The following is a 24,669-nucleotide window of genomic DNA, read 5'->3' on the forward strand; positions in this document are numbered from 1 at the left end:
TCTTATATAGACACTTTTAGTCTATGACAGGTTTGATAAGAATGGAAATAAAAAATCCCCAAAATGCGCAAACATTTTGGGGATTTTCTGATCTAGAATCAAAGATTTGAGTCTTAGTGCTACTCGTCTAAGAAACTACGTAAATGTTCTGAACGACTCGGGTGACGAAGCTTACGTAATGCTTTTGCTTCAATCTGACGGATGCGTTCACGTGTTACGTCAAATTGTTTACCTACTTCTTCAAGAGTGTGGTCGGTATTCATATCAATACCAAAACGCATACGCAAAACTTTAGCTTCACGGGCGGTCAAACCTGCAAGAACGGTAGTCGTCGATTCTTTAAGGCCTTCGATGGTTGCTGTATCGATTGGAGATTCAGCGCCATCGTCTTCAATAAAGTCACCAAGATGTGAATCTTCGTCATCACCAATGGGGGTTTCCATTGAGATAGGTTCTTTGGCTATTTTCAAAACCTTACGGATTTTGTCTTCTGGCATATCCATGCGTACAGCAAGCTCTTCAGGCGTCGCTTCACGACCCATTTCCTGTAGCATCTGACGAGAGATTCGATTCAGTTTGTTGATTGTTTCAATCATATGAACTGGAATACGGATCGTTCGCGCTTGGTCTGCAATTGAGCGAGTGATAGCCTGACGAATCCACCATGTTGCATAAGTCGAAAACTTATATCCGCGACGGTATTCGAATTTGTCGACCGCTTTCATTAGGCCGATGTTACCTTCCTGAATGAGGTCAAGGAACTGTAGGCCACGGTTTGTGTATTTCTTAGCGATCGAAATAACCAAACGTAAGTTAGCTTCAACCATTTCTTTCTTCGCGCGACGAGCACGCGTTTCGCCGATAGAAATACGACGGTTGATTTCTTTTAGTTGTGCAATCGTCAAACCAGTATCTTTAGATATTGCTCTGAGTTTGCGTTGACTGCGAGAAAACTCCGCTTCATTTTCTTCTAAAGCTGCTGAGTAGCTTGCGGCAAGATCAATTTGCTCTTGTAGCCATGTAGCATTCGTTTCGTTGCTTGGGAAGCGCTTCAAAAACTCAGTACGAGGCATTCCAGCTTTACGTACACAAACTTGCATGATAAGTCGTTCTTGTTCGCGTACTTTATCCATACGTGAACGGACACGGTCAATCAGGTCATCAAATAATTTTGGAACAAGTTTGATCGGGGCAAACTGAAAGCTAAGTTCTTCTTGCTTTGCTCTAACAACAGGATCTTGACGATCGTTGTTTTCTAGTAAGGCAAGTACTTCGTTGTGAAGACGTCGAATTTCGTTAAAGCGACGAGCTGTTTCTTCCGGATCAGGACCGCTTTCCGTTTCTTCCTCTTCGTCGTCATCAGTTGACTCTTCTTCGTCAGATTCGTCTTCTTCTGGCTCTTCAACAACTTCTTCAACTTCTTCAAATACTGGCTCTTCGCCGTCACCATCGATAAAGCCGCTAAAGATATCACTTAGGCGTCCTTCTTCTTCAAGTGTTTTTGCGTAAGTATCTAAAAGTACATCGACAGCACCTGGGAAATAAGACAGTGATGCCATTACTTCACGCGTACCTTCTTCAATACGCTTTGCAATGGCGATTTCACCAGCACGGGTAAGAAGCTCGACCGTGCCCATTTCGCGCATGTACATACGTACAGGATCAGTTGTACGTGCAACATCACCTTCAACTGCAGCAAGTGCTGCAGCTGCTTCTTCAGCCGCTTCTTCGTCTGTTGAATCACCTTCTTCCATAAGAAGGCTTTCTCGATCTGGGGCGTACTCTGAAACCACGATCCCCATATCGTTGATCATGGCTACAATTTCTTCAACCTGCTCTGGGTCTGACAGGTCATCGGGAAGATGGTCGTTAACTTCAGCAAAAGTTAAGTAACCTTGTTCTTTGCCCTTGGCTATCAGTTCCTTGAGACGTGACTGTTGAGTGTCTGACATTCGACAACCTATCGTTAGAATTCGTTTTGGGTTAGCAAGCCGCGTATTATACTGAAAAAGGTAAAAAAATTCCAGTTATAGTTGCTTTTTGCACGTTATTTAAGCAGTTTTATTTCTTTAGTTTCTGTTGTCGTAAATGTTCTACCATCGCTCTATAGTCTTGTTTACCATCTTCACTTTTTATGTAGTCACTTCCTTTGCTTTTCAAGCGCTGAGTAGAGTTATCTGTACCTAAATTTCGTTCAAGTGCTTTTATTAAGTCAGAAATTTCTTGAGTGGCGCTGTTTAGCTTCTCTTTGGTATGGGCGTCGCCGTGATTGAGTAAGCTAATGACTTTATTGCCAGCGGCAGTCTGTTTTTTATTGAAAATAAAATGACCCGCATTGTGTGTCGGGTTTTTGTAGAAGTAGCGCCAGACTGTACTAAGGGTTTGAATGGACTCATCACTGTTGTTTATAAGTGGATCCGGGATATCGATATCTTGAGCGACATTTGGGTGAATGATTAAGCAAAGGATGGCATGTTCTATTGCTGATAGTGGTTTTGGTGCTTGCGGTAATTTAGGGGTATTAAAATCTTTTTTACCGAAATTGTTTTTTTTGTTAAACCCGCCTTTTTTTCTGGGGTTGTCGATGAATCCTGAATTGGGTAAAGAGTCAGGTAAATAAAGGGTTGAGCCTGTAGTGTAGTTGTCGTATTCAGCCCCTGGATAGTGATCATCGAAATTGTCAGGGTGGTAGGCTAGATCAATGTCTCGAATGTTTTCCTGAGCGGTGTGTTCATGATGTTGGTGGTTATTTGGCTCGGTGTAGTGGCTTTTTCGAGAGCTAATACTGACCTGATTAAGTTCTTCTTTTTCTATACCTGATTCATTCGATAGCTGTTTTAAAAGAACAGAGCGGTAGGTAATGTCATTTGGAATTTGTTGGATCAATGTCATGGCATTGCGTGCAAATTCCGCGTCACCTTCTTCGTGATCTAATGTAACTTGGTTTCGCGCATGTTCGAACAATACATTCGCTAACGAATTGGCGTCTTCTAATCTTGCTAAAAATGCTTCCTGACCTTCTTGTCGTACAAGGGAGTCTGGATCTTCACCATCGGGCAAAAATAGAAAGCGAGCTTGTTTTCCGTCTTGCATAACCGGCAAGGATGCTTCTAGGCCTCTAATGGCTGCTGCTCGTCCCGCTTTGTCTCCGTCAAAACAAAGGGTTATTTTATTAACGAGCTTGAAAAGCTTGCGGATATGTTGGCTGTTTACTGATGTTCCAAGTGTTGCGACCGCGTTGGTTATGCCGTATTGGGCGAGGACAATAACGTCCATATACCCTTCTACAACAATAATGTGATCGAGGTTTTGTGTGTTTTGCTTGGCTTCAAACAGGCCATATAGTTCATGGCTTTTGTTAAATACGGCGGTTTCTGGTGAGTTTAAATATTTCGGTTTTTCATCGCCAAATGCTCTCCCACCAAAGGCAATTACGCGGCCTCTACTGTCGCGAATAGGGAACATTATGCGATCCCTGAAACGATCATAGTAATGGCCTTGTTGATCTTTTTTCTCGATCAACATGCCGCCTTGTAAAAGCTGCTCTTGCTGTTCCGCCCGTTTGCCAATGGCTTTAAGTAAGTTGTCCCATCCAGGAGGCGCGAAGCCTATTCCATATACTTTGGCGATTTGGCCTGAAAGCCCGCGTTCGGTTGCCAAGTAATCGGTTGCTTTCTTTTTTGATGGGCTTTGGGTTAACTGACTTTGAAAGAAATGAGCGCTTTCAGTAAGTCGTTTAAGTAATTCTGCATTTTGCTCGTAACGGTCGGGTGCGCCTTTTTCTTTTGGTACCTCTAATCCCGCGTCTTTTGCTAAAGCTTCTATTGCTTCAACAAAATCGAGATGGTCGTGCTCCATAACAAAGGAAATGGCGTTCCCGCCAGCCCCACAGCCGAAGCAATAGTAGAACTGTTTATTGGGGTTTAAGCTAAAAGACGGTGTTTTTTCGTTGTGAAAAGGGCACAGCCCTGAATAGTTTTGCCCTGTCTTTTTAAGGGTGATTCGAGACGAAACCACATCGGTTATGTCTGTGCGAGCTAGGAGCTCATCAATAAATTGATCTGGTATACGTCCCGACATAATACTTCGTTTTTAGTGGATGATTAAGCAATGAGAGCTTTGACGTGCTTGCTTACAATACCCATATCGCCTCGGCCTTGAACCTGAGGTTTTACGATTGCCATAACCGCGCCCATTTGCTGCATGCTTGCTGCACCTGTTTCTGCAATGGCTGCTTTTACGATATCAATGATTTCATCTTCTGTTAATGCAGTCGGCAAAAACTCGCTGATGATTGTGATTTCTCGTTGTTCAATTTCTGCTAAATCTTCGCGTCCGCCGTCTGTGAATTGTTGTACAGAGTCTTTGCGTTGCTTAACCATTTTATCTAGCACGCCAAGAGTGCGGGCATCATCGACTTCAATGCGCTCGTCTACTTCAATGCGTTTGATTTCCGCAAGAATGGTGCGAATAACGGTAACGCGTTCTTTTTCCTTTGCTCTCATGGAAGCTTTTAAAGTATCTGAAATGGTCTTTTTTAACTCAGACATATGAAGGGTCCTATCTATGCGGTGTCAGAAACAAAAAAACGGCTAGTTTAAAAACTAACCGTTCTGATGTGTTAATCAGAATATGATTAACTTAGCACATTACCTAGCAAATTTAAGCAGGTATGTGATGCGCGTTGTACAAAAACTCTAGTACAAGCGTTGGAATTTTTTCTGCTCACGAGAAACTTTCTTCGCGTGACGCTTTACTGCAGCTGCAGCAGCGCGTTTGCGTAGAGTAGTTGGCTTCTCGTAGCACTCACGACGACGAACTTCAGCAAGAACACCTGCTTTTTCACAAGAGCGTTTGAAACGACGTAGAGCGATGTCAAATGGTTCGTTATCTTTAACTTTTACTGATGGCATTAATATCACCTTAAATTGGGTTTATACGTTTAAAATAAACGGCGCGCATGATACAGATATTTGTACCAAACTTCCTCATATTTTGAAAATATGATGCCGTATGGCGGTTTGACCTGCTACATAGCATCTATCTCTGATGATTAAATCAGTTAGTATGTTTGCTGATTAAATCAACTTTGTAGTGCTTTTTTCACTAGGTACTTTTTATTTCTAAGCCTAGGTTTTCGCTATGGATTAAGCGAAGAAGTTAGAATCACCTGCCTTTTGTTTAAACGTTAAAACGCGCGGAATTATATAGAGCTTAATGTCCACTGTCTATATAAAAATCAATCCTCATACAAATGTACTCTCTATATGGGGTACAATGCGCACCAAATGATTGAGAGAACACTGTGATGAAAGTACTAGGCCTAGAAACATCTTGTGATGAAACCGGTATCGCAATTTATGACACTGATACTGGACTGCTTGCACATAAAATTTATTCGCAAATTGAGCAGCATGCTGAATACGGCGGAGTAGTGCCTGAATTAGCCTCACGAGATCATGTTCGAAAAACGTTGCCGTTAATCGATGAGGTGCTAGAAGAAGCCAATATGACAAAAGCAGAGTTAGATGCCGTTGCTTTTACGAGTGGCCCAGGGTTAGTGGGTGCTCTAATGGCAGGTGCCACTATTGGACGTTCTCTGGCAATGTCTCTCAATATTCCTGCATTGGGAGTTCATCATATGGAAGGGCATTTGCTGGCGCCGATGCTGGAAGATAATCGCCCCGAAATGCCTTTTATAGCCTTGCTAGTGTCGGGTGGGCACACTCAACTTGTGCGTGTGGATGCGATTGGCGAATATAAGCTTCTAGGGCAATCATTGGATGATGCGGCAGGGGAGGCATTTGATAAAGCCGCTAAAATGATTGGTTTACCTTACCCTGGTGGGCCTTACATTGCTTCGTTAGCTGAAAAGGGAAATGCTAATTCAGGCCTCAAGTTCCCTCGACCTATGACGGATCGACCTGGATTGGATTTTAGCTTTAGTGGACTGAAAACCGCATTCCTTACCGCAGTTCATGATTCATTGGATGATGAGCGTTTTGATGAGCAATTTAAGTATGATATCGCGCTTGCTTTTGAGCAAGCTGTAGTGGATACCTTGGTGATTAAATGTCGCCGCGCACTTGAGCAAGAAGGTCTTAAGCGATTGATTATTGCAGGAGGTGTGAGTGCAAACAAGCGGCTCCGCACAGAACTTGAATCACAACTAGCAAAAATACGAGGGAGTGTATTTTACGCTCGTCCTGAGTTTTGTACTGATAATGGAGCGATGATTGCCTATGCAGGCGCACAGCGCTTGAAAGCGGGTCAATCATCGCCATTAAACTTGTCTATCAGAGCTCGCTGGCCATTATCAGAACTTGAGCCTGTGAAGGGACCGTAAGTATTAAGAGTATTAGATATAATTTGACGCTTATAGGAAGTTAGGTATATGAAAGATCTTGTTTTGATCGAGGGGTTGCATGTCGACGCTGTCATTGGTGTTTATGAATGGGAAAAGAAGATTCTTCAGAATTTGGTTTTCGATTTAGAAATGGAGCATGACAACAGACCTGCTGCCGAAACTGACGACCTGTCTAAAACGCTCGATTACGAAGCGATTTCGAATTTTATCGCAAAGTACTGTTCAGACAATACGTTTGAGTTAATTGAAACGTTGGCTGAGCGACTGTGTGCAGATCTAATGCATTTATTCGATATAGAGTCAGTGCGAATGACATTACGTAAGCCTGGGGCTGTGCCTTCGGCTCAAAGTGTTGGAGTAAAAATATATCGAACTCGTTAACGAGTTCGATATTCAGGGATGAGTTCTGTATTGGTTTGGGTCAGAGCTTAAGTTAACGAAGCCTGAGTTAAAGCACTAATGGGTTGTCGCTTAAGGCGTTAATGGCGTCGGCTTTTGCGTGTTTGATTGCGTTGCCTAGCGCAGCGCCAGTATGCCCATTTGACATCAATGTTTTTGGAGAAACAGATTTTGTTTGGTCTAAAAGGTCTTGCCAATGCTTCTGCTTAATGTCCAGTTTCGTGGCTAGGATGTGTGTCAATTGTTGATATCGTTCTGGCTTTTTCGCAGCAGAAACTTGTGTTAACCAAGTTTCCCATTCGAGACCTGACATAGGAAGCGATTTGTTTTTTAGAAAATCGCACAGTGTTTCGCTTAACCATTTGACGTTGTTTGGAACTTTTAAACGAGCGTTAAGTTTTTTTAACTGATCGAGAGGGAGTTCATTGCAGAGCAATGCCCAGCGATCAATGTGACTTAGTGTTTGATTTAATTGAGTGTTATCAATGTCTTGTTGCATGTCTATGTATGCAATTAATTCAGGAAAAATACTCTGAGTTGCGCCGACATTGTTCAGTACTTTGAAGTAAGTAAGGAAACTTGAGTAGCTGAGAGCTTTTTCTGTCTCTTTCCATACTCGCTCGGGTGTTAAGGTAGACAATTCACCAGAAGCGCTGAGATCTTTCATTAAATTTAGAGTGTCGGGTGCAATATGAAAGTTGAACTCATGAAAGCGGGCAGCAAAACGTGCCACTCTTAGTACTCGTAATGGGTCTTCAATAAAAGCATTTGAGACATGGCGAAATGTTCTGTTTTCTAAATCTGTGATGCCATTAAAAGGGTCGTGCAGCTTTCCGCTATCATCTTTTGCGATTGCATTGATTGTCAGGTCTCTACGCGCTAAATCTTCCTCTAGAGATATATCGGGAGAGAAATCGCAGATAAAGCCTGTGTATCCAGATCCTGATTTTCGTTCTTTTCGTGCGAGAGCATATTCTTCTTTGGATTTAGGGTGTAGAAAAACAGGAAATTGTTTTCCAACAGCCTGATACCCATCTGCAATCATTTCTTCAGGTTTAGAGCCAACTACAACCCAATCTTTGTCATAAACTGGAAGGCCTAGTAACGCATCCCTAACAGCCCCACCGACTAGGTAAACTTGCTTTCTCACTTAATTCTCGCTTCAATATTCCGAGACCTTTGCACGACGACTACGCTCTCAAATACAGGGTTAAAAAGAGACTCGTCTTAACTTTGGTCATGACTTCGTGCAAAGCTCTTATTCTGTTTTATTATGCGCCAAACTCACACTGCTCTGGGTACATTGCGCTCCATTGGCTAAAACCACCATTTAATGAATATACGTCTTCAAATCCCTGAGCAGCGAGATATTCAGCGGCGCCTTTGCTGCTGTTGCCGTGATAACAGCAAACGATAACAGGCTTGGATTTATCAGAAGCGCTAATGAACTCTTCAACATTATCGTTATTCAAATTAATAGCGTCTTGCATATGACTTGTTTGGTAGCTGACGGCGTCGCGAATATCAACGACAATAACTTCTTTTTCAATAATTGGAAGGGCGTCGGTTATATCAATACACTTGTAAGTCATATTTTTTCTCTATTGTTTTAGTGTCTAACAGTTTGTCTTATCTATAGTAGATTTAGACGATAGATATTAACTACTATAATGATTTATACGTACATTGTAATGCTGTGCTTTCTTTGAAGTGTTCGGTCTTTGCTATTCTTTGAACTGCTTTATGAGGACTGCCATCAATTAAATTGAACACGGTGTGCTATAGATGGCTTTATCTTCGAGTCTCATAGCGGTCAGTGAGCCACCCCAAACGCATCCAGTATCCAGAGCGTGAATATTGTCTTTATGGGTGTTGCCTTCTAGAGCAGCCCAGTGTCCAAATATGACATCATAATCGTTGCTTTCTTTTCTAGGATACGAAAACCATGGGGCGTAACCGCTTACAGCAGAAGCAGGGCCTTCTTTAGATTTAAACTCTAATTGGCTGTCTTCGGTACAAAAGCGCATGCGTGTTAGGTAGTTGGTAATGGTGCGTAGCCTATCCATTCCTTCCAAATTTTCGCTCCATTGATCGGGCGTGTTTCCATACATCACCGCGAGAAAGTCATCTACTTGATCGGACTTTAAAATGCACTCTACTTCTTTTGCGTAGTGTCCCGCTTCAATACTATTCCAGCAAGGTGGGATGCCCGCATGTGTCATTACGTACTTCAATGAATGATCTATATGGCACAGTGGCATCGTTTGTAGCCACTTCATTAAATCGTCTCGGTCTTCTGCAAATAAAATATCAGAGAGCGTATCGCTGCGTTTTAGGTTTGCATGACCTCGCATAACCGCGAGCAAGTGCAGATCATGGTTGCCAAGAACAACGGTCGCTTGATCCCCTAACGACTTTACAAACCGTAAGGTTTCCAGCGATTGTGGGCCTCTATTAATTAAATCACCCGCAAGCCATAATCTGTCTTTTTTAGGTGAAAATTCTATTAAATCAAGCAGTGTTAATAGAGGTGTTAGACACCCCTGCAAATCACCAATTGCGTAGGTGGGCATATTGAATATTCCGCGCAGTGAAAGTTTGAATACATGCGATCATTGACGCTATTTTTAATGAATTTGATTAGGTACAGCGAGAGTAAAAGGGTTAATCAATGCGTCAAATTGAGTGCCATCATCGGCAACGAAACGGTAACTGCCTTGCATGCTACCTACTACCGTATCCATAACAGTGCCACTCGTATACTGATATGACTCACCGGGAGCGAGGTAAGGGTAGTCTCCAACGACGCCTTCTCCTTTTACTTCTTGTACTTTCTCATCGCCGTTTGTAATGATCCAGTGACGAGTTTCGAGTCGAGCTGATTGGTTGCCACAATTTGTGATTGTAATGTGGTAAGCAAAGACATAGCGATTGTCTGACGGTTCGGACTGAGCTTTTATATACTCAGTTCGAACATCAACGACAATGTCGTATTCTTCCATTACAGCTCCTTTTTATCGTGCAGATAGTTTGCAATACGGACAAAATCAGGCACATCTAGTCGTTCGGGTCTGAGAGTCGGGTCAATGTGTATTGCTTCTAACTCTTCTACAGTAAGTAACCCTTTATAGTTGTTGCGCAATGTCTTACGGCGTTGCTGGAATCCGATTCTAACAGTATCTTCTAAGCCTTTTAGATCTTTTGCAACAACAGGCAATTCTGAGTAAGGCGTCATACGCACAATGGCTGAATCTACTTTCGGTGGAGGATCGAAAGATTCTGGTCCAACAATAAACAAAGATTCGACCAGACAAAAATACTGCGCCATCACGCTCAAACGGCCGTACAGACTGTCTCCTGGACGAGCAGCAAGTCTATCAACCACTTCTTTTTGAAGCATGAAATGCATGTCATCGATAACATTTGCTTGCTCTAAAAGATGGAAAATGAGCGGTGTAGATATATTGTATGGCAGATTGCCTACAACACGAATGTTACCTTCGTTAGCAAGCTGAGTGAAATCGAACTTCATCGCATCCGCTTCATGTACACGTAATTGCGGATACTGAAACAGGTTTACTTTCAGAATAGGGATCAGATCTCTATCGAGCTCGACAACATCCATGCTTTTTGTTGCGCTGATAATGCCTTCTGTTAGTGCGCCTTTACCTGGGCCTATTTCGACAACGCGTTGGCCTTCTTTTGGAGCTATACAGGCAACGATGCGGCGTATGATGCCCATGTCATGTAAGAAGTTTTGACCAAATCTTTTTCTGGCTTTATGTGGTTGTGCTTTGCTCATGTGGGTACTTTTTGTCTTTACGCTTTTTTCGCGTTGTTAGCCATTTCTATGGCGTGTGTAATGGCGACTTTGAGGCTGCCATCGTTTGCCTGACCTGTTCCTGCTAAATCCAGAGCGGTGCCGTGATCGACCGACGTTCGGATAATGGGCAGGCCAAGCGTAATATTGACGGCGTTTCCAAATCCAGAATATTTTAACACAGGCAGCCCTTGATCGTGATACATGGCTAAAACGCAATCTGCATCTTTTAAATATTTCTCTGTAAACAGTGTGTCTGCGGGGAGCGGACCGATTAAATTAAGACCTTCTTTTCGAAGTGCATCTAACGTAGGTGAGATAACGTCGATTTCTTCTTTTCCAAGATGCCCTTCTTCGCCAGCGTGAGGGTTTAACCCACACACTAATATTTTTGGCTGTTTGAGACCATAACGATGGATGAGGTCTTTGTTTAAACCGCGTGCTACAAGGCTGATCGATTCTGGAGTGATCGCATCCGCTACGTCTTTCAACGGTAGGTGAGTGGTTACTAATGCAACTTTCATTGCGTCACTTGCAAGCATCATAATGACTTGAGGTGAGTCGCAAAGATTTTGAAAAAACTCAGTATGACCCGAAAAATGTCTCCCTGTCTCGCAGAGAATTCCTTTATGGACAGGGGGAGTGACAATAGCGTCAAATTGGCCATCTAGGCAGCCTTCGGCAGCTTTCGACAGTGTACTAAGGACGTAGGGTGCATTTGTTACATCCAGTATGCCTGCATTAACTCTCGATGATGCTTTTACTGAAAAAACATTAATGACTCCGGATTCATGTTCTGGGCAGTCGTCAACGGAAGACAAAATGTTGATATTTACTTGCGTTCCGAGTTCTTGAGCGCGCTGCTCAAGAATAGTTGGGTCTGCAAGAACAACTAAACGCGCCGCAAACTCGCTCTTAGATGCGCTGATGATAATATCCGGCCCGATGCCAGCGGGCTCACCCGAAGTAATCGCAATGGTTGGAAGAGAAGTTTGAGGCATCGCTTATTTCCTATGTACAGTTATGCTTTGTATCATCGTGCTTGGTCTAAGACTGATGCTTCTTCACGTCAATAAAAGCAGACTCTTTTAATTCGTCGAGCCAATTGCTTAGTACAAAGTCTTTCTTTTGAGCAACTAAAGCATTTTCTGCTTGCTGCTTTTTCACAGATTCGCTTATGTCTTCTTTTCTGCGATCTTCTACTTTTAGTATGTGCCAACCAAACTGAGATTTAAATGGTTTGCTTATCGCTCCGGTTTTTGTTGCAACCATGACTTTTTCAAAGGCTGGCACCATAGTGCCTAATTTAACCCAGCCTAGATCTCCGCCTTGAAGAGTGGAGCCCTTGTCATCACTGTATTGGCTTGCCAAGCTGGCGAAATCTTCACCGGCGATAGCACGTTGATAGAGTTCTTTTGATAATTCGAATGTTTGCTTTTCTGAGCGGATTTCGTTTGACTGCAGAAGGAGATGTCTTGTTTTGGTTTGTGCCTGCAGTTGAGTGTTAGGTGAACGTTTTTCGACTACCCAAAGCAAATGAAAGCCTGCGTTACTTTTTATTGGCCCGATCAAAGGGCCTTTTTGATTGCCTATTGCTTGGGTAAAAAGTGCAGGCAGTTGATTGGCTGGTCTCCATCCTAAATCACCGCCTTCTAGTGCGAACTGTCCGTCCGAATTTGTAATTGCTTGATTGATGAAATCGTTTTCGGTCGAGATATTGTTGGCAATTGAACTTATTTTTTGACGTGCTTGATCTTCATTTTTAGCTCTCACAATAATGTGTCGCAGATGAATTTCATCTTTATTTGATTGAGCACTTTGGTGAGTGTTGATGAAATTGACAATTTCTTGCTCTGTAATGGCTATTCTGTCTTTAACTACGCGTTGTTTGACCGCTCCGATGATAATCTCATTTTCAATTTGTTGTCTGTATCGAGCATAGTCTACTCCTTGACGACGCAAAATCTGCTTTAGTCCATTCAAGTCGGTTGAAAATTTTTGTGCAACGTTAAGGATGGCAGCATCGGTATTTTTTTGTGGAATTCGAATACCGAGTCGCTCTCCGTAATTTAATTGTAGTGTTTCTTCTATCAATTGGTTCAGTATTTGGCGTCGAATACCGTCAGTTAAAACACCACCCGGAATTCTGTCTTTAATAACCTGAAAGCGAGTTTTTATGTCACTTTCTAAGAGTGGGTGAGAGTCTACGATAGCGACTACGCCATCTAATAACTTAGGAGCAGCATTCAATGGAGAAGACAGTGTTATCAATATGCTCAACAGCAATACGAGCTTTTTCATCATTTTAATATCCGGTGTTTCCGTTATTCCAATAGTCTTTTGCAACGCTAGATAGATCCGAGTTTTCTTGACCTACGTTGCTTAAACTTCTTAATAAAAATTGCAAATATATACCCTGATCTAGCTCACTGTCGTCATTGAGCCAGCTTTGATAGCTGACGGCCATTTTTAAACAGCAATTCTCAAACCCTAAGCCTGTGACCTTTTTTATCTCTTTGTGTTCCAACAAATCATAGGTTTGTTGATGAAATAAATGCCAATGTTGGCTAAGGGGAACGATTGCCGAGATGTTTGATTGTTTTGTGGTTCCTTCGGTTTTTCCTGTTGTTTCATCTTCCTCTTCTTCATAAGAGAAAGATGTTTTTAAAACAACGCCGCTGTCGGGTGTTAATGTCATCGACAATTGAGCAAGATCAATAAGCTCTTTATCTAAGTCATAGTTGAGGTTATTCGTTAGACTGAAAATACTTCCGTTTTTGTAGGTGGCGGAGGTTAATAATGAGCTTCTTGGGTCGTCATCAACAACATCGCCCGTATCTCCAGAAAGGTCCACTCTTCGGTCGTCTTGATAAAAAACTTGTCCCATTTTTAGCGACCAACGTTCATTGCCATTGCCGTCGTAAAAAGAACTTTCTAGACCTAAGGCAATCTGGTTCGTGTCTCCAATTCTATCATTACCTGCGAACCGGTTGTGATTGAATGCCGTGCTGTACGTCAGTGTGGTGTCACTGGCATCGAAATCAGGAATATTTGATTGGTCGACATACGGCGAATAAAGATACGTGAATTTCGGGGTAAGTGTTTGTCGCCAAATTTGATCGCTGAGCTTAAAGCTCCTTTCAAACACCACTTCACCGTCTAAAAAGTACGATAAGTGGTTCAGTGTTTCTGTGGTATTTTCTTTGTCAGTATAGGAATACAAATTGTAATCTCTGTACTGATGCAATAGACCGGGAGAAAGTGTTCCCCATGCATTACTGGCTTCGAGTTGTATGGTTTGATTTAAAACTGTCCTTTCACCATCAACGTTTTCTTCGTCAGGCTCGAAAAAGTCGGTATATTGAAATACGGGTTTATAGTCAAACCAAGTATTCGAATATTGATAGGAAGCGTCCAATCGAGGGAGCCATTCTAATGGCTGGTCTACAGTGTCATCAGGGGTCTGATACTCTTTTTGCGTTAGTTTTGCTGAAAAGTTACCCGCATTGATATTTAAATATGCACTGTGCTCATAGCTGTCTTTTTCGCCAAGAGACGTTGTATTTTTTTGTGGTACGCCATCTTTTGTCGGGTTGTCTTCTATCAATAGCCCCGCGCTTAAATAGTGATTAAAGGCTTGTTCTGTGTTGAATTTTCGGAGTGTTTTTTCGCCGACGTGCTCATCGATGAAAGTTGATTGCTCTATGGTTGTTGTACCATATGGGCTTAAATGCCTAAATTCAATGTCGGCTCCTTCGCCTTCATTTTCGATGAAATGAGGGGTTATGGTTGCATCGTAATTTGGGGCGATGTTCCAATAGAAAGGAGCAGAAAAGCTGGCACCATCGTCAGATGAATAGCCGAATGTTGGGAATAAAAAGCCTGATTGACGACGGCTATCGATTGGGAATCGCAACCACGGAAAATAGAAAATGGGATTGCCGTCAATTCGGATTTGTACGTGCTTTGCCGTACCAAAGCCACTGTTTGGGTTTAGCGTTATGCTGCTACCGTAAAGCTCCCAACTGGAAGAATCGGGTTCGCATGATGTATAAAAGCCTTCTTTTATAAAAATCACGCCATCTTGTGCTCTCACTAAAGATTTCGCTTCTCCTCGAATACCCTGATTATGAGAAAGGAATCGTGCGTTGTTGAATTCGGAATCTTGAGCGGAACCTTGGTCGGACAGTGTACTTGAGTCACTTTTAATTAACTGACTTTTAGCGCGTAAAGTTACATTACCGTTTGCTTGATAATATTGGTTTTGAACGCTGGTTATTGTGTCGGCTTCTAAAGTGCTTTCAGGCTGGATTAACTCGGCTTGGCCTTTCATGCGCACATTGCCTGCGTTATCTCTATAAATAACATCAGCGAGCAGTTGTGTGCTGTTGCTTTCTGGAATGCGCCAGTTGTCGATATAGGAGCCGTTGCAGTATTTGTTTAGAGACGCTTGTTGAGAAGCCGATAGAGATTCTCTAGGTACCCAATCCCATTCATTCGCCTGTGCAGACGAAAATATGAATAAAGTTGGGAAAATGAAAAAACAGTTGCGTAAACAGATCGCCATTCAAGATATACTTAAGGTTAATGTTTCGTCTCCTCATTGGAATCATTTCCAAGAGACCAAAAGGGAAGTAAGACAAGTTAATTTAGAAAATCACGTTTATATAAACTAAGATTTTTGACCTCATGATAGAGGGTTTTGTTCCCTAAGTGATGAATGATAATCTAACCATCCCATATGAGCTACCGATTCTGGAGAAATATCTAATATGTGGAAAGTAATTGGAGCGTTGGCTGGCCTTTTTATTGGTGGTAACTTCCTTTGGGCCGTTGCTGGGTTTATTGTCGGCGCGGCTGCTGATGAATATGCTAGGAAAGGCAAAGGCGGTTTCACGTTTAATAGGGTCAATATAAGAGAGCAACAGCAAGCGTATTTCAGAACGTTGTTTATTTTAATGGGCCGACTTGCAAAGGCTGACGGGCAAGTCTCTCAAGAGGAGATTCAGCTTGCACAGGCTGTAATGCAGCAGTTGCGTTTATCGCCAGAAGCTCAAAATGAAGCGAAGCGCCTGTTCAATGAAGGTAAGGATGCTAATTTTGATCTAAATAGCCTGCTTTCTCATTTCCGTCAAACCGTCTCTTCCGAGCTTTTGGTGCAATCTCTGATTGATACCTTGCTTGTGTCTGCCTACGCTGACGGGCACTTTAGTCTTCAAGAGAAAACATTGGTATCTCAGATATGTGCGCATTTGGGTGTTACTGTTAGTCAATTTGACGCTATTCATGAAAGAGTTAAACAGCAATTTCATTTCCGTCAAGGGTACGATAGCGCGCATGGAGCACAAACGTCAGCCGACTTGCTGGATTCCGCTTACCAGCTATTGGGTGTGACGAAAGACATGAGTGATGCAGAAATCAAAAAGGCATATAGAAGGTTGATGAGTCAAAATCACCCCGACAAACTCAGCTCGAAAGGTTTGCCCGATGAAATGATTGAGCATGCCAAGCAAAAGACTCAAGATATTCAATCAGCGTATGAAATGGTAAAGAAAGCTCGAAAGTGACGAGCTTATAAATGGTTACTCGACAGGGCTTTTGAAAAAAAGCCCTTTCTTGAATTCTGCAAAATCTCGCTTTTGCGACTTCTGTGTTGTATTCTGCTTGAGAAATCCCCATACCCTTTGCTCTAAACGTCTATCCGCAGAGTTACCAAAACGTGCATCAGGCAATGCGTCAATTTGTATGTAAGCGTCAGAAGAGTTTCTTCTTTTATTGGAAGCCTGTTGGCGCCAAAGTGCAAATCTATGATCTGCGGGAAGGCGATCAAAGTAGTAGTCTAATACAGGGATTCTTAAGCTCTCTATACTTTGACTTAGTTGAAACTCCGTAACTGGGGGGATGGTTTTGATGTCTATTAGGATCAGCGCTTGTCCCGAAATTCCCCGATCAGCGATGTATTTTAAAAAGTAGGCAGCACCCGATCTATGCCCTAGGTACGCGGCATTCTGGTACCCCTTTTCTCGAATTAACGCTAATGCTGCATCGATTCGATCAAACACTTTCTTTTCGTTTTGTAATGTGACGGTTTCGTCAGTGGGAGGCGCTTGAGTGTCGTCCTCTGAGTTGTCAGTTGAAAGTATTGTTGGAGAGGCTCTATTCGTAATATCTGGCACTTCGATCGATAATGTACACCAGCTATGAGACGGAAGGTCTTTTCTCAGAGGTGAAATAACTTGTGGCCAGTCAGGGTGTCCGTGATCTTCGTGTAAGAGTAATACGCAACCTTGCGGATCGCCTGTTCCAGATTCATTGAACAACCCCAGAAAATCATCAGTCCCATCATTAATAGTTTCAATTTCATGGGCGTAATTTGGCGTAAGCCGCTTTATTAATCCACTGATTCTGGATTGTTGGGGCGTAGGTTTGACGTGTTCGATGTCGGAAGGCGATTTTGTTTCCGAATTGGTATCGGTGTCCGCGGCGAGTACGGCCGAGGAAAGTGCTGAAATGAACAAACAGAGTACTTTTTTCTTCATTGATTCGGTACTTATTCCAATTGCCTTTGATACTATAGCGACTATTGTGTCATTGTCGGAGCCAGATATGAAAGACTTTATTATTGCACCCTCTATTCTAGCCGCTGATTTCGCCCGATTGGGAGAAGAAGTGGATAGCGTTCTAGAGGCGGGTGCAGACATTATCCATTTTGATGTTATGGATAACCATTACGTCCCAAATTTAACGATTGGTCCCATGGTGTGTAAAGCACTTAGGAAGCACGGTGTTACAGCCGATATCGATGTTCATCTAATGGTTAAGCCGGTTGATCGCATTATTGGTGATTTTATTGAAGCTGGTGCCAGTATGATTACCTTTCATCCTCAAGGCAGTGAACACATCGATCGTTCGTTACAAATGATCCGTGATGGTGGTTGCAAATCAGGTCTGGTGTTTAACCCTGCAACGCCACTTACAGAGCTTCAATACGTCATGGATAAAGTCGATATGGTGCTACTGATGTCAGTGAATCCTGGGTTTGGTGGGCAAAAATTTATACCGTCGACTTTAGATAAGCTAAAAGAAGCGCGTAAATTGATTGATGAAAGTGGTTATGACATTCGCTTAGAAGTGGATGGCGGGATTACGGAATCGAATATCGCAGAAGTCGCACGAGCGGGAGCTGACACATTTGTCGCAGGGTCTGCAATATTCGGTAAGCCTGACTACAAAGCGGTGATCGACGCTATGAGAGCCGAACTGGCGACAGTTTCTAGATAGAGTGGATGTTATGAGAACTCCGAAACATCTAAAATCTATGTTTGATGGTTGGCCTGAGTTGGTTTGCTTTGATCTGGATGGCACCTTGATCGACAGTGTGCCTGATATTTCCATCGCACTCGATATTGCATTGAAAAGTGTCGGAGCGCCGGAAGCGGGTGAAGAAAGAGCGCGAGGTTGGATTGGCTTTGGCTCCTCTAAGCTTATTTCGCAAGCACTTGAGTGGGCCGGGATCTCACAAGATGCTCACGCAGCGTGCTGTAGTACCTTTTTCGAAGCTTATTTTAATAGCGTCAGCACCAATACTACTTTGTATCCTAATGTTGAAGCGCTACTTAAAGCCTTCAAGCATAATAGTGTGCCAATGGCGCTCATTACGAATAAACCAAGTGTGTTTGTGAAGCCTATATTGGATCACTTTGGGATAAGCGATTATTTCAGTTGGCAACTAGGGGGCGATACTCTTGATGAAAAGAAGCCATCACCTCTTCCGTTAATTCACTGCTCTGAATCTATCGAAGCAAATCCCGAACGCTGTTTAATGATTGGGGATTCCGTTGCCGATGCGAGAGCGGCACAGTCGGCGAATTTTAAAAGTGTCTTAGTGAGTTATGGCTATAACCATGGAATCGAGCTCGCTACATTGAATCCCAATATCATAATTGATGATTTGGCTGAGCTTCTTATGTAGCGTTAAAAGACCCTGCTATTCAGGGTCTTTTTGTATGTGCAGTGTCTGAGTTGGGAATGCGATTTCAGCACCTTCATTAGAAATAATATCCATTAATTTAAATAGAACGTCTTGCTTCACCTTATGGTAGGTTTTCCAGTCGATTGTTTTTGTAAATGTATAAATAAAGAAATCGAGTGATGACGGGCCAAACTGATTAAAATTAACCATATATATCTGCTTGGTATCCAAATCTGGGTGTAGCTCTATCATTTTTTTAACTTTTTCAACAATGATTGGAAGCTTGGCGGCATCATCGTATCGAATGCCAATGGTTTCCTTTATCCGGCGATTTGTCATACGAGAGGGGTTTTCAACGGATATGGTTGAAAAGGTCGCATTTGGGACGTAGAGCGGTCTTTTATCAAATGTTCGAATTCTCGTTTGTCGCCAACCAATATTTTCGACCGTACCTTCAATATCTTGATCGGGTGAACGCACCCAATCACCGACGGCGAAAGGTCTGTCTAGATAGATCATTAAGCCGCCAAAAAAGTTCGCTAATAAGTCTTTAGCGGCAAAACCGACTGCTATTCCGCCGACGCCACCAAACGCTAGAACCCCCGACATACTGTAACCAAGGGATTGCATCACGATCAAAATAGCGATAATAACCACGGCAGCGCGCAGTAGTTTACTGACGGCACTTGCAGTCGTAACATCAACGGTTTTTTTGACCTTTCCCGGTGTGGTCAAAATGTTCTCGATTCCCTTGACGCAGCGCCACAAGAACCAAGATAACAGTAGAATGATGCCTATTTCACGACACAATGAAATGGCAGCATGAATGCGTTCATCAAACTCAGAGCGGAATATCTCTGCGATGATGTTTAAGCCCGCTAGCCAAATAAAAGCGATAGTGGGTCGTCTAGACGCTTTTACAAATAAATGATCCCAAGGGTTTTTTGTCTTGGAAAACTGCAATTCGAGTCGCTTAAGTGTACGTTTAACAATGTAACTAGTAATAAAAGTGGCGAGCGAAACAATGCACAACTGAATCATCCAGTACATTTGGGTTGCCTCAAAACCGAGATATGTCTGCAAATCCTGCCAGTTCATTTAATAGCCTTATTTATTCGGTGGATCATAACGGTGTTTCTAGAAAAAATATCTTATCACTAATTGTTGAGTAATATTCAAGTCATATAGATAGAAGACAGTGATTAATTGACCGTGTAGAATGCGTTTCTTGCCTGGTGAGCTGCGACGCTCAATTTATGTGAACATGAGTTAATGAACTGCTTATATGCTACTGATGATTGACAATTTCGACTCTTTTACCTACAACCTAGTTCAGTATTTCAAGGAGCTGGGAGAGCAGGTTGAAGTTTATCGAAATGACAGTATAACCCTTGAAGAAATTGAGCGGCTCAACCCTACTCACATTGTTATTTCCCCGGGACCTTGTACGCCAAACGAAGCGGGTATCTCTCTTGCTGTTATAGAGTATTTCGCAGGGAAAAAACCCATTTTGGGTATTTGCTTAGGACATCAAAGTATAGGGCAGGTCTTTGGCGGAAACGTGATTCGTGCTAAAACAATAATGCACGGAAAAACGTCTTCTATAAAGCATAATAACAACTCGGTGTTTCGTACATTACCCAGTCCTTATATCGCCACGCGTTACCACTCTTTAGTGTTGGAACGGTCTAGCTTGCCTGACTGTCTTGAAGTAACCGCTTGGACAGAAGATGAAAGTGGACAATTTGATGAAATCATGGGGATTCGACATCGTGAGCTGGATATTGAGGGCGTACAGTTTCACCCAGAATCTATTTTAACAGAACATGGTCATGCGTTATTGGCCAATTTTCTCAAACGTTAGGAGTAAAAATCGAATGGACATACAGAGTGCCATTGCGAAAGTCGTCGAACGACAAGACTTAACTGGCGAAGAAATGACGTCTGTCATGATGAAAGTGATGACTGGACAAGCCACGCCTGCCCAAATAGGAGGCTTTCTTATCGGTCTTCGCATGAAAGGCGAGACAGTGACAGAAATTACCGCTGCGGCTCGAGTAATGCGGGAGCTGTCTACCAAAGTTGCACTCGACCTTGATCATGTTGTTGATACTTGTGGAACGGGCGGCGATGGAAGTAAGCTGTTTAATGTATCCACTGCGTCGGCATTTGTGGTTGCAGCAGCAGGAGGCAAAGTTGCCAAACACGGTGGGCGCTCCGTTTCATCAAAATCTGGAAGTGCGGATGTGTTGGAGCAAGCAGGCATTTATTTAGGGTTGAATGCAGAGGAAGTCAGCCGATGTGTAGACGAAATTGGCCTTGGATTTATGTTCGCTCCTAATCATCACTCTGCGATGAAGCACGCTGTAGGGCCACGTAAAGAAATGGCGACCCGAACACTGTTTAACTTACTTGGTCCATTGACCAACCCTGCTGGCGCAAAATCTCAGGTAATGGGAGTTTTTGGTAAGCAATGGGTTCGACCTATTGCGGAAGTACTGAAAGAGCTGGGCAGTGAGCATGTTATGGTTGTTCATTCAGAAGATGGCTTGGATGAAATAAGCATTGCGGCACCAACTTTTGTAGCTGAGCTTAAAAACGGTGAAATTAGCGAATACACAATTACACCAGAGCAGTTTAATATAGATATTCAGCCGTTAGATTCGGTGATGGCATTAGATGCTGAAGAGAGTCTTGCGTTGGTGAAATCTGCGTTAGAGGGTAAAGGCAAAGTAAACGCAGCGCGTGATATTGTCGCGATGAATGCGGGTGCTGCGATTTATGTTTCTGGTGTTGCGGATACATTGGCAGAAGGTGTTGCCATTGCAGAAGACGTTATTGGCGGTGGGATGGCCAAAGTAAAGTTGTCCGAATTGGCGAGCTTTACGCGTTGCTTTAAAACAATAGAAGAATAATTTAATACATTTGTTAGAGAACGAACTATGCAAGTCGATACGCCTACGATTTTAAGAAAGATTATTGCTCGCAAATTCGAAGAGATTGAAGAGCGACAACAGCGCACTCCATATTCCAATCTTGAGATTGCTGTCTCAGCTGCAAATGCTCACAATTCCCCGCGCGGGTTTGCAAAAGCGCTACGCTCCCGCGTATCGCAAGGTAAAGCGGCTGTGATCGCAGAAATAAAAAAAGCTTCTCCAAGTAAAGGGGTTCTTCGTGAGCATTTTGTGCCAAAAGATATTGCGAAATCCTATGAGAGAGGTGGCGCAGCGTGCTTATCGGTACTTACAGATAAAGACTTCTTCCAAGGCGACGAAGAGTATTTGGTTGAGGCTCGATCTGCGTGTGAATTGCCTGTGATCCGAAAAGACTTTCTTGTAGATGAATATCAGGTTATGGAAGCTAGAGCCATTGGTGCGGATTGTATTCTTTTGATCGCGGCGTGCCTGTCGGGCGAACGATTAAAAAAGTTGGATGCATTAGCTCGTGATCTTGGAATGGACGTATTGGTCGAAGTACATAATCGAGCGGAGCTCGATTTGGCTTTAGAGTATACCGAAACCGAGTTACTAGGTATTAACAACCGCGACTTGCATACGTTTGAATTAAGTCTTCAGCACACATTTGAGTTGATGGGGCACGTACCAAAAGATAAGCTTATTGTGACTGAGAGCGGTATTCACACTCGCGATGATGTTGCTGCTATGAGAGAAAACGATATTCATACCTTCTTAGTTGGTGAAGCGTTTATGAGAGCGGATAACCCCGGTGAAAAGTTAGCAGAGTTGTTTAAATAAACGCTGTTCTTATTTCACGGAGCAAAGGGAAAAAATATGAAAACAAGTGTTAGTTGGCAGCAAGATGTGCATTTTTCTGCTGAAACTGGATCTGGCTTTAATGTCGAAATAGATGGCAACCAAGAAGCTGGGCCTCGTCCAATGGAATTGATTCTGGCTGGGTTGGGAGGGTGTACCTCTTATGATGTTGTCAATATTCTTAAAAAATCTAGACAAGATGTTGTTTCTTGCATCGCTCATGTGGACGCGGATCGGGCGGACACTGTGCCTTCTGTGTTTACAGAGATACGCGTGCATTTTGTTGTATCAGGGCGCAAAATTAAAGAGAGTGTTGTCGCTCGTGCTGTAAAGCTTTCGGCAGAAGAGTATTGCTCTGCCTCGCTTATGTTGGAGCGTGGCGGCGTGAATATCGTGCACAGCTATGAAGTTGTAGAAGTGGAATAAACGCTGTTAGCGTTCTTTTAACTATAGTTGGTTGCAAATATAAGTCAGATGGGAAACCGTCTGGCTTTTTTTATGGATGGAATTTTGCTGGTGGAAGTGAGTTGAGCATGGCGTCCCCACCAGGACTCGAACCTGGAATAGCTGCTTAGGAGGCGGCCGGTATATCCTGTTTACCTATGGGGACAATGCTTCTGAGCAAGTCAGACTTCGGGATTATAATGATAAAATTTGAGATATCAAATAGTTAGCTAATCAGAAGATGGAAGTTGTCGAGGATATGGGAGAACTACGCTCTACCGAGAGTGTGTTTACTGCTAATGGGTCTAGTACCACCTGATTGCGTGTACACCTTGTTTTTGTGATGGTGTCCTTGAAGCATCTCAAGTAACGCTTTGTCCCTTTTCTGCACGGTATTCAGGACTTTTGCATTGGTGTCGTTGACGAGTTTGCATTTTGATAAAAGAGATTCGCATTCTTCAACGAGTAATTTAACGTCATCCATTCGGTCTTGTTCAGCTAACCATTTTTTAAAATCATAGGTGTCTTGATTTTTTTTATTGATGATGCTGAATTTTTTCAGTGTTTCGAAATATTTATGCGTTAAGTTATCGATGTTATCGAGGAGGTTTTTTTTGCGAGAAGCAACCAGTGTGATTCTTTGTGAATCTTTGATTGCTAGAGCCGAGCGCTCTTTTTCAAGTAGCTCTTCAAGCTCTAGCAAACTGTCTTTTATTTTCGAGAAGATCGGGGCCAGCGGAATCATAAAATTCTATTAACTAAAAAAGTGAATCCATTGCAACTAGGTTGCTTGCTAATTTTTCAGTGTCGATTTTATATTCGCCAGCAGCAAGAGCCTGTTTTATTTGTTCAACTTTATCCAAGTCGACTTCTGGAGTATTCTCCAATGACGCTTGGCTGCTTTGTAACGACTGAGCCGTACCGCTAAGTTGAACGGTATCTTCTGATAACGTTTCTTTTGCGCTTACATTTGTGCCAGAAGAAGTATTGCTTTCAACAACATTCTCTTTCTGGACTTTTTCATTTTTGCCTAAAGTGGTTTGATTTCCTAGGCCTGAAATATTAATCGCCATGATTTGCCTCCGCTAGCACTGCCTCTGACCACTTTATCGACACCCAAACAAAAAACTTTAATAAATTTTTCGACAAATTCTGGCTGTAGACGAAGTAATCAATAGTTTACAAGAACTTCGCTATCACTGACAACTTTTCCGTATACAATTCGCCCAGAACTTACGTTTTTAACTCTTATTTGTTGTCCTTTAACTCCGTTTTCCATCGCTGTACCGTTCATTTTTACACTGATGAGACCACTTTGAGCAATAATAAGCACCCTAGCGCCTTTTTTTACAAGAATTGGCTGCTTTGTAATTGAGTCCGTGATAAAAGTGTTTATACGGATGTTGCGAGACGCAATAAGTCCATAAGGCGGTGTTTTTAAAGTATAAATATGGCCTCGAATTGTTGTAATATCGACTTTTCCTATGGTTGTATTGCTTGATGTGATGGCAGTTCCGCGACTAATCGGAGTGGACGCCTTAATTCCATCGATTAAAATGGATTGAGATACGGGAATAAATGACTTCCAAGTAGGAGAAAGGCAGCTGATCGCATAGTTTGTGCGTTTGGTTGCATTTGGGCGCTGGTTTTCTATTTTTATAGGTTGATTGCATTTGGGTAGATAATTTAATGCAACGGTATTTGATAGTTCTATTTTTATTTCTGCGCCTTGATAGATATTTGAAAGCCTTGGAATCTCATATTCATTGATGAACTGTTGTAATTGCGTAGCGATTTGTGACGCATAGGAGCAGTTATTGAAAAATATGAGTAGGATAAGGATAGTGAATCGATAAAGTGAATCCATTGTTCGCTCTTTGTTAAATTACATGAG

At 42.6% G+C, this 24,669-nt stretch carries 26 protein-coding genes and 1 tRNA gene; 9 read left to right on the top strand and 18 right to left on the bottom strand.

The window, feature by feature from the left end:
- Positions 1 to 119 precede the first annotated feature (119 nt).
- The 4 genes from rpoD to rpsU all read right to left on the bottom strand — a co-directional run bounded on the left by rpoD (position 120) and on the right by rpsU (position 4,913).
- Entirely contained in the window at positions 120 to 1,952 is a 1,833-nt protein-coding gene (rpoD, locus tag DFP79_RS08935) for an RNA polymerase sigma factor RpoD (RefSeq protein WP_133503612.1), read from the bottom strand.
- Between the two features lie 109 nt (positions 1,953 to 2,061).
- Entirely contained in the window at positions 2,062 to 4,080 is a 2,019-nt protein-coding gene (gene dnaG / locus DFP79_RS08940) for a DNA primase (protein WP_133503613.1), read from the bottom strand.
- Positions 4,081 to 4,103: 23 nt separating this feature from the next.
- Complete coding sequence (locus DFP79_RS08945; RefSeq protein ID WP_133503614.1) at positions 4,104 to 4,550, bottom strand: GatB/YqeY domain-containing protein; 447 nt, start codon at positions 4,548 to 4,550, stop codon at positions 4,104 to 4,106.
- 147 nt (positions 4,551 to 4,697) lie between these two features.
- Positions 4,698 to 4,913 carry a 30S ribosomal protein S21 gene (gene rpsU / locus DFP79_RS08950; protein WP_013660191.1) on the bottom strand — a complete coding sequence of 72 codons (216 nt, stop codon included), beginning with the start codon at positions 4,911 to 4,913 and terminating at the stop codon, positions 4,698 to 4,700.
- Between the two features lie 395 nt (positions 4,914 to 5,308).
- Between rpsU and tsaD the strand changes: the two genes are divergently transcribed.
- Together tsaD and folB are read left to right on the top strand one after the other, a co-directional pair.
- The gene (gene tsaD, locus DFP79_RS08955) at positions 5,309 to 6,346 is read left to right on the top strand and encodes a tRNA (adenosine(37)-N6)-threonylcarbamoyltransferase complex transferase subunit TsaD (protein ID WP_133503770.1); all 1,038 of its coding nucleotides are present in this window, start codon (positions 5,309 to 5,311) and stop codon (positions 6,344 to 6,346) included.
- 48 nt (positions 6,347 to 6,394) lie between these two features.
- Positions 6,395 to 6,748 carry a dihydroneopterin aldolase gene (gene folB / locus DFP79_RS08960; protein WP_133503615.1) on the top strand — a complete coding sequence of 118 codons (354 nt, stop codon included), beginning with the start codon at positions 6,395 to 6,397 and terminating at the stop codon, positions 6,746 to 6,748.
- 67 nt (positions 6,749 to 6,815) lie between these two features.
- Here the strand turns inward: folB and DFP79_RS08965 are convergent, their stop codons facing one another.
- From DFP79_RS08965 to DFP79_RS09000, 8 genes are all read right to left on the bottom strand, one after another.
- Positions 6,816 to 7,916, bottom strand: a complete 1,101-nt coding sequence (locus DFP79_RS08965; RefSeq protein WP_133503616.1) for a tRNA nucleotidyltransferase/poly(A) polymerase-related protein — start codon at positions 7,914 to 7,916, stop codon at positions 6,816 to 6,818.
- Positions 7,917 to 8,037: 121 nt separating this feature from the next.
- Positions 8,038 to 8,358, bottom strand: coding sequence for a thiosulfate sulfurtransferase GlpE (glpE, locus tag DFP79_RS08970; RefSeq protein WP_133503617.1), 321 nt, complete (start codon positions 8,356 to 8,358; stop codon positions 8,038 to 8,040).
- Between the two features lie 168 nt (positions 8,359 to 8,526).
- Entirely contained in the window at positions 8,527 to 9,339 is an 813-nt protein-coding gene (locus tag DFP79_RS08975) for a symmetrical bis(5'-nucleosyl)-tetraphosphatase (protein ID WP_133503618.1), read from the bottom strand.
- A 54-nt stretch (positions 9,340 to 9,393) separates the two neighbouring features.
- Positions 9,394 to 9,768, bottom strand: a complete 375-nt coding sequence (gene apaG / locus DFP79_RS08980; protein WP_133503619.1) for a Co2+/Mg2+ efflux protein ApaG — start codon at positions 9,766 to 9,768, stop codon at positions 9,394 to 9,396.
- Positions 9,768 to 10,568: a 16S rRNA (adenine(1518)-N(6)/adenine(1519)-N(6))-dimethyltransferase RsmA gene (gene rsmA / locus DFP79_RS08985; RefSeq protein WP_133503620.1), complete on the bottom strand. Its 801-nt coding sequence runs from the start codon at positions 10,566 to 10,568 to the stop codon at positions 9,768 to 9,770. Before rsmA ends, apaG begins: the two co-directional genes overlap by 1 nt.
- 17 nt (positions 10,569 to 10,585) lie before the next feature.
- Positions 10,586 to 11,587, bottom strand: coding sequence for a 4-hydroxythreonine-4-phosphate dehydrogenase PdxA (gene pdxA, locus DFP79_RS08990; RefSeq protein ID WP_133503621.1), 1,002 nt, complete (start codon positions 11,585 to 11,587; stop codon positions 10,586 to 10,588).
- Between the two features lie 46 nt (positions 11,588 to 11,633).
- On the bottom strand, positions 11,634 to 12,890 hold the full coding sequence (locus DFP79_RS08995) for a peptidylprolyl isomerase (protein ID WP_133503622.1): 1,257 nt from the start codon (positions 12,888 to 12,890) through the stop codon (positions 11,634 to 11,636).
- A gap of 1 nt (position 12,891) precedes the next feature.
- Positions 12,892 to 15,153, bottom strand: coding sequence for an LPS-assembly protein LptD (locus tag DFP79_RS09000; RefSeq protein ID WP_133503623.1), 2,262 nt, complete (start codon positions 15,151 to 15,153; stop codon positions 12,892 to 12,894).
- A gap of 205 nt (positions 15,154 to 15,358) precedes the next feature.
- Here DFP79_RS09000 and djlA point away from each other — a divergent pair, with 205 nt between their 5' ends.
- Positions 15,359 to 16,153: a co-chaperone DjlA gene (gene djlA, locus DFP79_RS09005; protein WP_133503624.1), complete on the top strand. Its 795-nt coding sequence runs from the start codon at positions 15,359 to 15,361 to the stop codon at positions 16,151 to 16,153.
- A gap of 15 nt (positions 16,154 to 16,168) precedes the next feature.
- On the opposite strand, the gene DFP79_RS09010 is transcribed toward djlA, so the two are convergent.
- The gene (locus DFP79_RS09010) at positions 16,169 to 17,125 is read right to left on the bottom strand and encodes an alpha/beta hydrolase family protein (RefSeq protein ID WP_166637671.1); all 957 of its coding nucleotides are present in this window, start codon (positions 17,123 to 17,125) and stop codon (positions 16,169 to 16,171) included.
- A gap of 67 nt (positions 17,126 to 17,192) precedes the next feature.
- On the opposite strand from DFP79_RS09010, the gene rpe reads away from it, so the two are divergent.
- Entirely contained in the window at positions 17,193 to 17,867 is a 675-nt protein-coding gene (gene rpe / locus DFP79_RS09015; RefSeq protein WP_133503626.1) for a ribulose-phosphate 3-epimerase, read from the top strand.
- Between the two features lie 10 nt (positions 17,868 to 17,877).
- Positions 17,878 to 18,558, top strand: a complete 681-nt coding sequence (locus DFP79_RS09020; RefSeq protein WP_133503627.1) for a phosphoglycolate phosphatase — start codon at positions 17,878 to 17,880, stop codon at positions 18,556 to 18,558.
- 15 nt (positions 18,559 to 18,573) lie between these two features.
- On the opposite strand, the gene DFP79_RS09025 is transcribed toward DFP79_RS09020, so the two are convergent.
- Positions 18,574 to 19,656: a mechanosensitive ion channel family protein gene (locus tag DFP79_RS09025; RefSeq protein WP_133503628.1), complete on the bottom strand. Its 1,083-nt coding sequence runs from the start codon at positions 19,654 to 19,656 to the stop codon at positions 18,574 to 18,576.
- 187 nt (positions 19,657 to 19,843) lie between these two features.
- Here DFP79_RS09025 and DFP79_RS09030 point away from each other — a divergent pair, with 187 nt between their 5' ends.
- The 4 genes from DFP79_RS09030 to DFP79_RS09045 are packed head-to-tail and all read left to right on the top strand — an operon-like array spanning position 19,844 to position 22,757.
- Positions 19,844 to 20,422: an anthranilate synthase component II gene (locus tag DFP79_RS09030; protein ID WP_133503629.1), complete on the top strand. Its 579-nt coding sequence runs from the start codon at positions 19,844 to 19,846 to the stop codon at positions 20,420 to 20,422.
- Positions 20,423 to 20,435: 13 nt separating this feature from the next.
- The gene (trpD, locus tag DFP79_RS09035) at positions 20,436 to 21,473 is read left to right on the top strand and encodes an anthranilate phosphoribosyltransferase (protein ID WP_133503630.1); all 1,038 of its coding nucleotides are present in this window, start codon (positions 20,436 to 20,438) and stop codon (positions 21,471 to 21,473) included.
- Positions 21,474 to 21,500: 27 nt separating this feature from the next.
- A complete protein-coding gene (gene trpC, locus DFP79_RS09040; RefSeq protein ID WP_133503631.1) occupies positions 21,501 to 22,313 on the top strand; it encodes an indole-3-glycerol phosphate synthase TrpC in 813 nt (270 codons plus the stop codon).
- Positions 22,314 to 22,349: 36 nt separating this feature from the next.
- On the top strand, positions 22,350 to 22,757 hold the full coding sequence (locus tag DFP79_RS09045) for an OsmC family protein (RefSeq protein WP_133503632.1): 408 nt from the start codon (positions 22,350 to 22,352) through the stop codon (positions 22,755 to 22,757).
- Between the two features lie 108 nt (positions 22,758 to 22,865).
- On the opposite strand, the gene DFP79_RS09050 is transcribed toward DFP79_RS09045, so the two are convergent.
- The 4 genes from DFP79_RS09050 to flgA all read right to left on the bottom strand — a co-directional run bounded on the left by DFP79_RS09050 (position 22,866) and on the right by flgA (position 24,642).
- A tRNA-Arg gene (locus DFP79_RS09050) sits at positions 22,866 to 22,941 on the bottom strand.
- 102 nt (positions 22,942 to 23,043) lie between these two features.
- Positions 23,044 to 23,520, bottom strand: a complete 477-nt coding sequence (gene flgN / locus DFP79_RS09055; RefSeq protein WP_133503633.1) for a flagellar export chaperone FlgN — start codon at positions 23,518 to 23,520, stop codon at positions 23,044 to 23,046.
- 13 nt (positions 23,521 to 23,533) lie between these two features.
- Entirely contained in the window at positions 23,534 to 23,848 is a 315-nt protein-coding gene (flgM, locus tag DFP79_RS09060; RefSeq protein WP_133503634.1) for a flagellar biosynthesis anti-sigma factor FlgM, read from the bottom strand.
- A gap of 98 nt (positions 23,849 to 23,946) precedes the next feature.
- Positions 23,947 to 24,642: a flagellar basal body P-ring formation chaperone FlgA gene (gene flgA / locus DFP79_RS09065; RefSeq protein ID WP_133503635.1), complete on the bottom strand. Its 696-nt coding sequence runs from the start codon at positions 24,640 to 24,642 to the stop codon at positions 23,947 to 23,949.
- Positions 24,643 to 24,669 lie beyond the last annotated feature (27 nt).

Source organism: Marinomonas balearica (genome assembly GCF_004362145.1).
Lineage (GTDB): Bacteria > Pseudomonadota > Gammaproteobacteria > Pseudomonadales > Marinomonadaceae > Marinomonas > Marinomonas balearica.

Coding starts and splice junctions, on each gene's coding strand:
- rpoD (WP_133503612.1), bottom strand. CDS start 1,952: ATGTCAGACACTCAACAGTCACGTCTCAAGGAACTGATAGCCAAGGGC.
- dnaG (WP_133503613.1), bottom strand. CDS start 4,080: ATGTCGGGACGTATACCAGATCAATTTATTGATGAGCTCCTAGCTCGC.
- DFP79_RS08945 (WP_133503614.1), bottom strand. CDS start 4,550: ATGTCTGAGTTAAAAAAGACCATTTCAGATACTTTAAAAGCTTCCATG.
- rpsU (WP_013660191.1), bottom strand. CDS start 4,913: ATGCCATCAGTAAAAGTTAAAGATAACGAACCATTTGACATCGCTCTA.
- tsaD (WP_133503770.1), top strand. CDS start 5,309: ATGAAAGTACTAGGCCTAGAAACATCTTGTGATGAAACCGGTATCGCA.
- folB (WP_133503615.1), top strand. CDS start 6,395: ATGAAAGATCTTGTTTTGATCGAGGGGTTGCATGTCGACGCTGTCATT.
- glpE (WP_133503617.1), bottom strand. CDS start 8,358: ATGACTTACAAGTGTATTGATATAACCGACGCCCTTCCAATTATTGAA.
- DFP79_RS08975 (WP_133503618.1), bottom strand. CDS start 9,339: ATGCCCACCTACGCAATTGGTGATTTGCAGGGGTGTCTAACACCTCTA.
- apaG (WP_133503619.1), bottom strand. CDS start 9,768: ATGGAAGAATACGACATTGTCGTTGATGTTCGAACTGAGTATATAAAA.
- rsmA (WP_133503620.1), bottom strand. CDS start 10,568: ATGAGCAAAGCACAACCACATAAAGCCAGAAAAAGATTTGGTCAAAAC.
- pdxA (WP_133503621.1), bottom strand. CDS start 11,587: ATGCCTCAAACTTCTCTTCCAACCATTGCGATTACTTCGGGTGAGCCC.
- DFP79_RS08995 (WP_133503622.1), bottom strand. CDS start 12,890: ATGATGAAAAAGCTCGTATTGCTGTTGAGCATATTGATAACACTGTCT.
- DFP79_RS09000 (WP_133503623.1), bottom strand. CDS start 15,153: ATGGCGATCTGTTTACGCAACTGTTTTTTCATTTTCCCAACTTTATTC.
- djlA (WP_133503624.1), top strand. CDS start 15,359: ATGTGGAAAGTAATTGGAGCGTTGGCTGGCCTTTTTATTGGTGGTAAC.
- DFP79_RS09010 (WP_166637671.1), bottom strand. CDS start 17,125: ATGAAGAAAAAAGTACTCTGTTTGTTCATTTCAGCACTTTCCTCGGCC.
- rpe (WP_133503626.1), top strand. CDS start 17,193: ATGAAAGACTTTATTATTGCACCCTCTATTCTAGCCGCTGATTTCGCC.
- DFP79_RS09020 (WP_133503627.1), top strand. CDS start 17,878: ATGAGAACTCCGAAACATCTAAAATCTATGTTTGATGGTTGGCCTGAG.
- DFP79_RS09025 (WP_133503628.1), bottom strand. CDS start 19,656: ATGAACTGGCAGGATTTGCAGACATATCTCGGTTTTGAGGCAACCCAA.
- DFP79_RS09030 (WP_133503629.1), top strand. CDS start 19,844: ATGCTACTGATGATTGACAATTTCGACTCTTTTACCTACAACCTAGTT.
- trpD (WP_133503630.1), top strand. CDS start 20,436: ATGGACATACAGAGTGCCATTGCGAAAGTCGTCGAACGACAAGACTTA.
- trpC (WP_133503631.1), top strand. CDS start 21,501: ATGCAAGTCGATACGCCTACGATTTTAAGAAAGATTATTGCTCGCAAA.
- DFP79_RS09045 (WP_133503632.1), top strand. CDS start 22,350: ATGAAAACAAGTGTTAGTTGGCAGCAAGATGTGCATTTTTCTGCTGAA.
- flgN (WP_133503633.1), bottom strand. CDS start 23,520: ATGATTCCGCTGGCCCCGATCTTCTCGAAAATAAAAGACAGTTTGCTA.
- flgM (WP_133503634.1), bottom strand. CDS start 23,848: ATGGCGATTAATATTTCAGGCCTAGGAAATCAAACCACTTTAGGCAAA.
- flgA (WP_133503635.1), bottom strand. CDS start 24,642: ATGGATTCACTTTATCGATTCACTATCCTTATCCTACTCATATTTTTC.